Below are 7,500 nucleotides of genomic sequence, written 5' to 3' on the forward strand. Positions count from 1 at the left end.
TTATCCCAAAAGTTTAATTGGAAAAAATTTCAGATGTGGCGGGTTATTCTTTGAATCGTTTCCGTACCCCTTTTACTGTCTAGAAAGATCTATACAAATAAGCTTAGTAATAAAGTAAATCCTAATCCGGCTACGGAAACGATAGTCTCAAGTAAGGTCCATGTTGCAAATGTTTCTTTCATGCTTAAACCAAAGTACTCTTTGAACATCCAGAAACCAGCATCGTTCACGTGTGAAGCAATTACACTACCAGCTCCTGTTGCAAGGACAACTAAAGCAAGGTTAACATCAGAGTGACCTAACATCGGGATCACTAAACCGACAGTTGTTAATGAAGCAACCGTAGCAGACCCTAATGAAATACGTAAGATGGCAGCGATAATCCACGCGAGCAAGATCGGTGATAATGAAGTTCCTTTGAATAATTCGGCTACATAGTTACCAACGCCGCCATCAATTAATACTTGTTTGAAGGCTCCACCTCCGCCAATAATTAAGAGCATCATCCCAATATTTGAGATCGCTGTTGTACAAGATTCCATCACGTTTTTGATTGGAATATTTCTTGCCAATCCCATTGTATAGATCGCAACTAATAAGGATATCAACATGGCAGTATCCGCATTCCCAATAAACTGGATCGCCGCTAGTAAACTATTATCTTTAAATCCCATTGTCTTTTGCAGCAAAGTAATAATTGTAGCGATTGCCATTAAAATAACAGGCAGTAAAGCGGTAAAAACACTGATTCCAAAGCCAGGAGTTTCTTCAAGTTTAAATACTTTCTGCTCGCCTAAAGATTTAATATTACCAGTTTTTGTGAATGCTTCAGGTACTAGTTTTTTTGCAATTTTAGTAAATACAGGTCCAGCTAAAATAACTGTTGGAACCGCTATCATAAAACCGTAAAGTAATACTTCACCGATGTTTGCATGCAATTCACCTGCGATAGCGGTTGGTCCTGGGTGTGGCGGTAAAAATCCGTGTGTTACTGATAAAGCTGCTGCCATCGGAATACCGAGATATAAGATAGAAACTTTTAATTCTCTTGAAATAGCAAATACAATCGGAATTAATAATACTAATCCTACTTCAAAAAATAATGCAATACCGATAATAAATGAGGCAGTCACAACAGCCCATTGAATGTTCTTTTCACCGAATTTTTTCACAAGGGTCATGGCAATGCGTTGTGCGCCCCCAGAATCTGAAAGCAACTTACCTAACATCGCACCAAGTCCAAAAACGAGTGCTAAATGACCAAGTGTTCCGCCTAATCCTGCTTCAATGGTTTTATAAATTTTTTCTGGCGGCATTCCAAGTGCTAAAGCAACGCCGAACGATACAATGATTAATGAAATAAAGGTATTTAATTTAAAGCGCATTATCAGTAAAAGTAATGCTAAAATCCCAATTGCTACAATGACTAATGGCATCGTAGTTCCCCCCTAATATTAGCTGTATTTGTATTTATCCCGCTATTCGTGGGCAGTAAGGCCCCCCACCTCAAGGTTTAGATAGAAGCGAGGAGTGAGGGATTACTGATGAAAGTTTTACTTTATTAAATTTCTTTGATAATTTGCAATCCGTGTATAATCGTCTTCTAGCGCCCTTGATAGGTTAATAAATATCGGCAGTAATTGTCTGTATTCTTTTGTTGCTTCTTCTTTCGGTGTATGTTTGTAGGTGCTGCCAACCATTTCGGAAACGATTTCAAAAGAATCAATTTTTCCTGTGGCATAGAGACCTAATATACATGCACCTAGACAGGAGCTTTCGTAGCTCTTTGGAACAACGACTTCAGATGCGAAAATATCGGACATCATTTGTCGCCAAACGTCAGACCTTGCGAAGCCGCCTGTTGCTTGAATACGGGTTACAGGACCGTCCATGCATTCGGTTAATGCTAAAAATACAGTGTATAAATTATATATAACGCCTTCTAAAGCTGCACGAATCATATGTTCCTTCTTATGTGACATCGTTAAACCGAAGAAGGAGCCACGTACATCTGGATTCCATAATGGTGCACGTTCACCTGCGAGGTATGGATGGAATAATAATCCGTCTGCACCAGGTCTCACGCGTTCAGCTATTTTAGTTAATACATCGTATGGATCAATTCCTAGTCTTTTCGCAGTTTCTACTTCTGATGAAGCAAGTTCATCACGAATCCAGCGAAGGACCATTCCACCATTGTTTACCGGTCCACCAATTACCCAATGCTTTTCAGTTAAGGCATAACAGAATATTCTTCCTTTTTTATCTGTTTGCGGCTTGTCAATGATGGTTCGAATAGCACCACTTGTCCCAATTGTGACCGCAATCTCGCCTTTTCGTATTGCATTCACACCTAGATTAGAAAGCACTCCATCACTGGCACCAATGACAAACGGTGTTTGTGGATCGATACCAATCTTTTGGGCTAAATCTGGATTGCAGTTGCTAAATATTTTGGTAGTTGGTACGAGTTCAGATAATTGATCAGGTGTTACACCGGCAATTTTTAAAGCTTCCTCATCCCAATCTAGTGTTTTTAAATCCATCATACCCATGCACGAAGCGATGGAATGATCGACAACATATTGATCAAAGAATTGTTTAAAGATATATTCTTTGATTCCGATATATTTCTTCGTTCTAACAGCGATTTCAGGATGGTCATTCACAATCCATGTAATTTTACTTAATGGTGACATCGGGTGAATAGGCGTTCCTGTTCGTCTATAAACTTCATGGCCATTCAGTTCATCTTTGATTTTATGTGCCCATGCCTCACTGCGATTATCTGCCCAAGTGATACAAGGTGTCAGCGGCTGATCATTTTCATCCATGGCAATGACACTATGCATAGCACTGCTAAATGAAATAAACGATGGTTTTTTATCTGAATGATGTTTCGTTATATTTGATATCGCTTGCAAAACAGCTTGGAAAATCTCTTCTGGATCTTGTTCCGCTGTGGATATATCCGGTGTGCGAAGTGGGTAACCAATATTCTCGGTTTGGATGACTTCGCCTTTTTCAGTGAATAAAACTGCTTTCGTACTTGTTGTACCGATATCTATACCTAACATATAGCTACTCATGTCCTTGCTCTACTCCTTTAGATAACATTTGTTGTGACATCCAGAGGTCTTCAACTTTCCCTTGAACATCATCAAAGTTTTGATGTAAGGCCTCGATCATGAGGGCTCGATCTTTTGATTCGATTGCTTTTATATAAAGCTCATGATTTTTAATAACCCGTTCAAAGTCTTCGTACTTTTCCTTGAAACGGGTACGCATTGATAAAAGGATTAAGCTTTCCATAACAGGCTTTAAATTATTCCAAATCATCAAGATGTAGGAGTGCTCAATGGTGCGAATAATCGTTTCATGGAATAAGAGATCTTGATAAGAAAACTCATCAGCATCATGATATTTAATGGCGATTTTCATCATTTCCATTATTTTATTTAGTTCTCTTACTAAATCATTTGTGTCCATCTTTACAAGTCGCTCAAAGATAAACGTTTCTATAAGTAAACGAACATCATATATTTCTTCGATTTCTTTTTCGGTTAAACCAATGACAACTGCGCCCATTCTTTCTAAGCGAATAATATTTTCAGAAGCTAGTACTTTTAATGCTTCACGAACGGGTGACCGACTTACAGAAAAATCGGCAGCTAATTTATTTTCTGATAGGATGGTACCGCTTTCAATTTCACCTACAATAATACGCATTCTCAGTTCGCTCGCAACACGATCACCTGCAGAAGCTTTTGAAAGCCATTTTTCAGGATAAAGAAATCCAATTGATTCCGTCATAACTTCACCTCATGTTAATCAAGTATACTTGTATACAAGTATTATAACTCAGATTTTTAATTATGCAAGCGCTTTTACTTTTTGTTTCGATTCTTTTAGGGGGGACAGCCCCATCACCATCAAGCTAAAAAAATCATTGTTCCCCAAAATAAAAAAATATGATAAATTTTCATAAATAACTGTAAAGGGATAAAATTTTCGTTTTAGGGATACTTCAAAATCTTAGCTTGATTGGTATGTAGTGCTATCCTAAAATACACAATATCACTTCACAACTCTTCCTAGTAATTTTTAAGAACCATAACTTCACCGCAAATAAAAAGAACCATAACCTTGCCGAAACGACAAAGTTATGGTTCAAATCACAGAAATTAGGGAAGCAATAGGTATTTCATCACCTTCTACTGTGCATATTATTACTGCCCCTTAAAAACCGAGATTTTATATCTTTCTTTTTTTAAAACACCCCAATTACCGAGGATGCTTATTTTTCTAAATTAACGTCCATAATAATAAACAAAGACAAACCCTTTATTCTTAAGATACAGGGGCTTTTTCAAAAGTATCAACCTCGGTGATTAGGGTGTTGTGGTATACTCTCACTTTGTCTTTACTATCTCTTTTGATAAATATTTAAAAGCCGTATCAAAATATTCTTTTTTCCCCCAAGTCTCTGAATTCCCAATTACTACGAAATAATTTTTTGCTCTGCTCGCTGCAACATTTAATAGATTTGGAGTACTGGATGCCCAATCTAATGGCCCTGTTCTCTGATCATCTACTCCCAAAACTAAAATAACTAATGGTGCTTCTTTTCCTTGGAAAGTATGAACAGTTCCGATCTCTATGTTTTCGTTTTCTACTGTATTTTTCTTTAATTGTTTTAACTTTTGAACAACACTTACAAAAGGTGAAATAATGTAACAATCTTTCCCAGGATTATCTTGCGTAAACTTTTTGGCAATCTCAATTGCTTTTTTTCCTTGTTCAGGAATAAAATGATTTCCTGAGCCAGTAGTTTTTCCCCCTATATTCAACCACTGACTTATGTACATAGGATCCTGTTTCATCTCTTTTTTTATAGTCTTGTGCAACATTTTGTCTTGATATGTTGTTTTATTACATATTTCAAACATAGGGCTCTCACATCGTCTATGGACACGAAGTGGTGATCCTAACCACTTTGTGTTATTTTTGGAGTCACTCATTGTTCCGCCAAATTTGTTATTAAGATCAGCAAATTCTTGTACACTTACTTCACTTCTAGTTAAATGATAGAAAAATGAGCTCTCATTCGTAATCCCAGCACTTTCATTTGCAATTAATTTAAGCTGATCATCACTCAATGTTACAACTGGAGGGATTTGTAATGGATCGCCTACCACCACAACATTTCTAGAACGCCAAATAGCTCCAATGGCAGATTGCGGAGTAGCTTGCCCTGATTCATCAATAAACAACCAACCTATATCTTCCGTTTTTAAATCCCTTAAAAATCTTGAAATAGAAGCAAATGTTGAAGAAATTATAGGTGTAAGTAAAAATACTGTATCAAACATTGCTTGAATGAAGTCTTCCTTTTGTTTTTCATTAATTTGAGTATCAAGATTTACTTTTTCTTTCCCCCCTAAAAAATAGGCCTTTGCTAAAGTTAAATTTTTTTCTATTTTGTCCTGATTTTTAATTAAGAAAGTACAATATTCATCCATCATTGTTTTGAATAGCTTACTCCGTACACAATTAATACGCTCTTCTTTATTATCACCATCAATATTAACGAATTGCTTTTCTGATGATTGCCATTTTTCATTATCAATATCATAAAAGTCATTGATTACTTGTGCGGTATTAATCATACTTGATATCTGTTTTTCTAAACTATCAAAAGAATAATCAGTATTTTTATGTACATTACACAAATCATTGAGTTCATCTGAAATATTTAGGAAATATTCTTTTATATTAGCTGATTTCCCCATCGCGGTTGATATTTTCCCCCAACAACTTTTTTCCTTACTAAATCCTAAAAACTTATAATTATTTTCCAATAACTCCTCATCATTAGGCAAATCCATACTTATATTTTCAACAGCAGCATTATTGTTAGATGTTACCAATATACGATATTCTTTAAGCTTTGAATGCATGGAATAATAATAATCTTCTTGCCCCTCAGAGAATTGTACTTTTGTAAATAAATTCTGTGTTTCTTTTAAAAACTTTACCTTTTCAAAAATAATATTTGCAAATACATCTTTTAACAATGTAGTCTTACCAGTACCCGGCGGTCCGTTTACAGAGAAAATAAAACCCTCTTTTTCTTTTGAATTTGCAATAATAAGGTTTAAGGCCACCTGTTGCATTAAACCTAGCGGAAAACTTGAAGGCCACCTCGTAATTGGGATATTTCGTAAAATACTTTTTATTTCACTAATACTCTCATTTTTAAAAAAATCTACTCTCTCTCCTGAATTTTTTAATGTTTCCCAGTTATCTAAGGATAAATATGCTTTTAATGCTTCACCAATCTTTTCATATTTAATGTTATATTTTACTTTCTCTAAATCTTCAATATAGAAACTATTTACTCCAACATATTCTTTATATGTAAGTCGAATATTCTTTTCGTAATCCTTATCATTAGAAAATCGAAAAACTCCTTCTTTATCGAAGTGGCTATGTTTTATGTAAGATTTCAATGTGCTTTGAATGTTTCGAGAAAGTTCTAACCAATTTTTATATCTAATATATATAAACTTTATACTCTTAGCCAAATCTACGTGTTCTTCAGACTCACCAAACTCTAAATTATTATTAATTTTACTATAATCTTCACTTTCAATTACTGACGTTATTGCACTTATTAAATCCATCTCTAAATCTTTTAAACTTTTTCCAGGACGAAGAAAATACTTAATTATAGGACTAACTACCACACTGGATTCTAATGTTGTATCCTTTATTGGCTTTAGCATATGATCTAATTGAATATGAATTAGAAAACTATTAGGGGATCCTTGAAAATCAGTAAAACTATTTTTCTTGTCAAATTCATTAGAAAAGTATCTTAGCACTTCTTCTTTTGAAACTGGTAAATAAAATAACGATGCTTTTGCATCCATTAAATACTTACCCTTTGCACTTTCTCCTTTTTTTTGTAGAAACATTTGCATATAATTTTGGGGTGAACCATTGAACCTTATAAAATCAAAGTAATCAATCTTAGGTTCTTTATGAAAATAATTTTTAAAACTAAAAAGGCTTATCGATTCTTTATCGCAATTCATAAAATTAAAATGTTCTAGTTCAATGAAATAATTCATTACTTTTGTTGCTACTTCTTTATGATCCTTATTTTTAATTTTTTTCTTCTTACTATTAAAAATTAAAGAAAATACTTTATTTAAACCACTCATTATTAATCTCCTTTGATAAAAATAATATATTACCTAAATTATACCAAATATTCTATTGAAATACAGTCTGATTAAATCAAATAATATTCTATAAGAAGCTAACTTTAGTTTTTTTTATCATGATTTCTTAGTTTGATAGCGATGTGGTGGTACCCCATTGCCATCAAGCTAAGCTTATACAAAGTCAATTTTAGGCTAGATTGTTTCTTTTTTCTAAAGGGTAAATTTAGTTGATTGAAAGATTTGCATACGAAATAAACCCTAACGGGTT

Annotated in this window: 4 protein-coding genes; all 4 read right to left on the bottom strand. The window is 34.3% G+C overall.

Annotated features, from left to right (window positions below; translation table 11 throughout):
* Positions 1–89: 89 nt before the first annotated feature.
* Complete coding sequence (gene gntP, locus ACTFQM_RS26305) at positions 90–1,436, bottom strand: gluconate permease GntP (RefSeq protein WP_048376062.1); 1,347 nt, start codon at positions 1,434–1,436, stop codon at positions 90–92.
* 117 nt (positions 1,437–1,553) lie between these two features.
* On the bottom strand, positions 1,554–3,089 hold the full coding sequence (gene gntK / locus ACTFQM_RS26310; protein WP_440036890.1) for a gluconokinase: 1,536 nt from the start codon (positions 3,087–3,089) through the stop codon (positions 1,554–1,556).
* A complete protein-coding gene (gntR, locus tag ACTFQM_RS26315; RefSeq protein ID WP_098791294.1) occupies positions 3,082–3,813 on the bottom strand; it encodes a gluconate operon transcriptional repressor GntR in 732 nt (243 codons plus the stop codon). The genes gntK and gntR overlap by 8 nt, the downstream gene beginning before the upstream one ends.
* A gap of 599 nt (positions 3,814–4,412) precedes the next feature.
* A complete protein-coding gene (locus ACTFQM_RS26320) occupies positions 4,413–7,229 on the bottom strand; it encodes an AAA domain-containing protein (protein ID WP_440036891.1) in 2,817 nt (938 codons plus the stop codon).
* Positions 7,230–7,500: the final 271 nt, after the last annotated feature.

Origin of the sequence: Bacillus cereus group sp. MYBK30-2, from assembly GCF_051915945.1 — a bacterium.
GTDB lineage: Bacteria > Bacillota > Bacilli > Bacillales > Bacillaceae_G > Bacillus_A > Bacillus_A paramycoides.

Coding starts and splice junctions, on each gene's coding strand:
- gntP (WP_048376062.1), bottom strand. CDS start 1,436: ATGCCATTAGTCATTGTAGCAATTGGGATTTTAGCATTACTTTTACTG.
- gntK (WP_440036890.1), bottom strand. CDS start 3,089: ATGAGTAGCTATATGTTAGGTATAGATATCGGTACAACAAGTACGAAA.
- gntR (WP_098791294.1), bottom strand. CDS start 3,813: ATGACGGAATCAATTGGATTTCTTTATCCTGAAAAATGGCTTTCAAAA.
- ACTFQM_RS26320 (WP_440036891.1), bottom strand. CDS start 7,229: ATGAGTGGTTTAAATAAAGTATTTTCTTTAATTTTTAATAGTAAGAAG.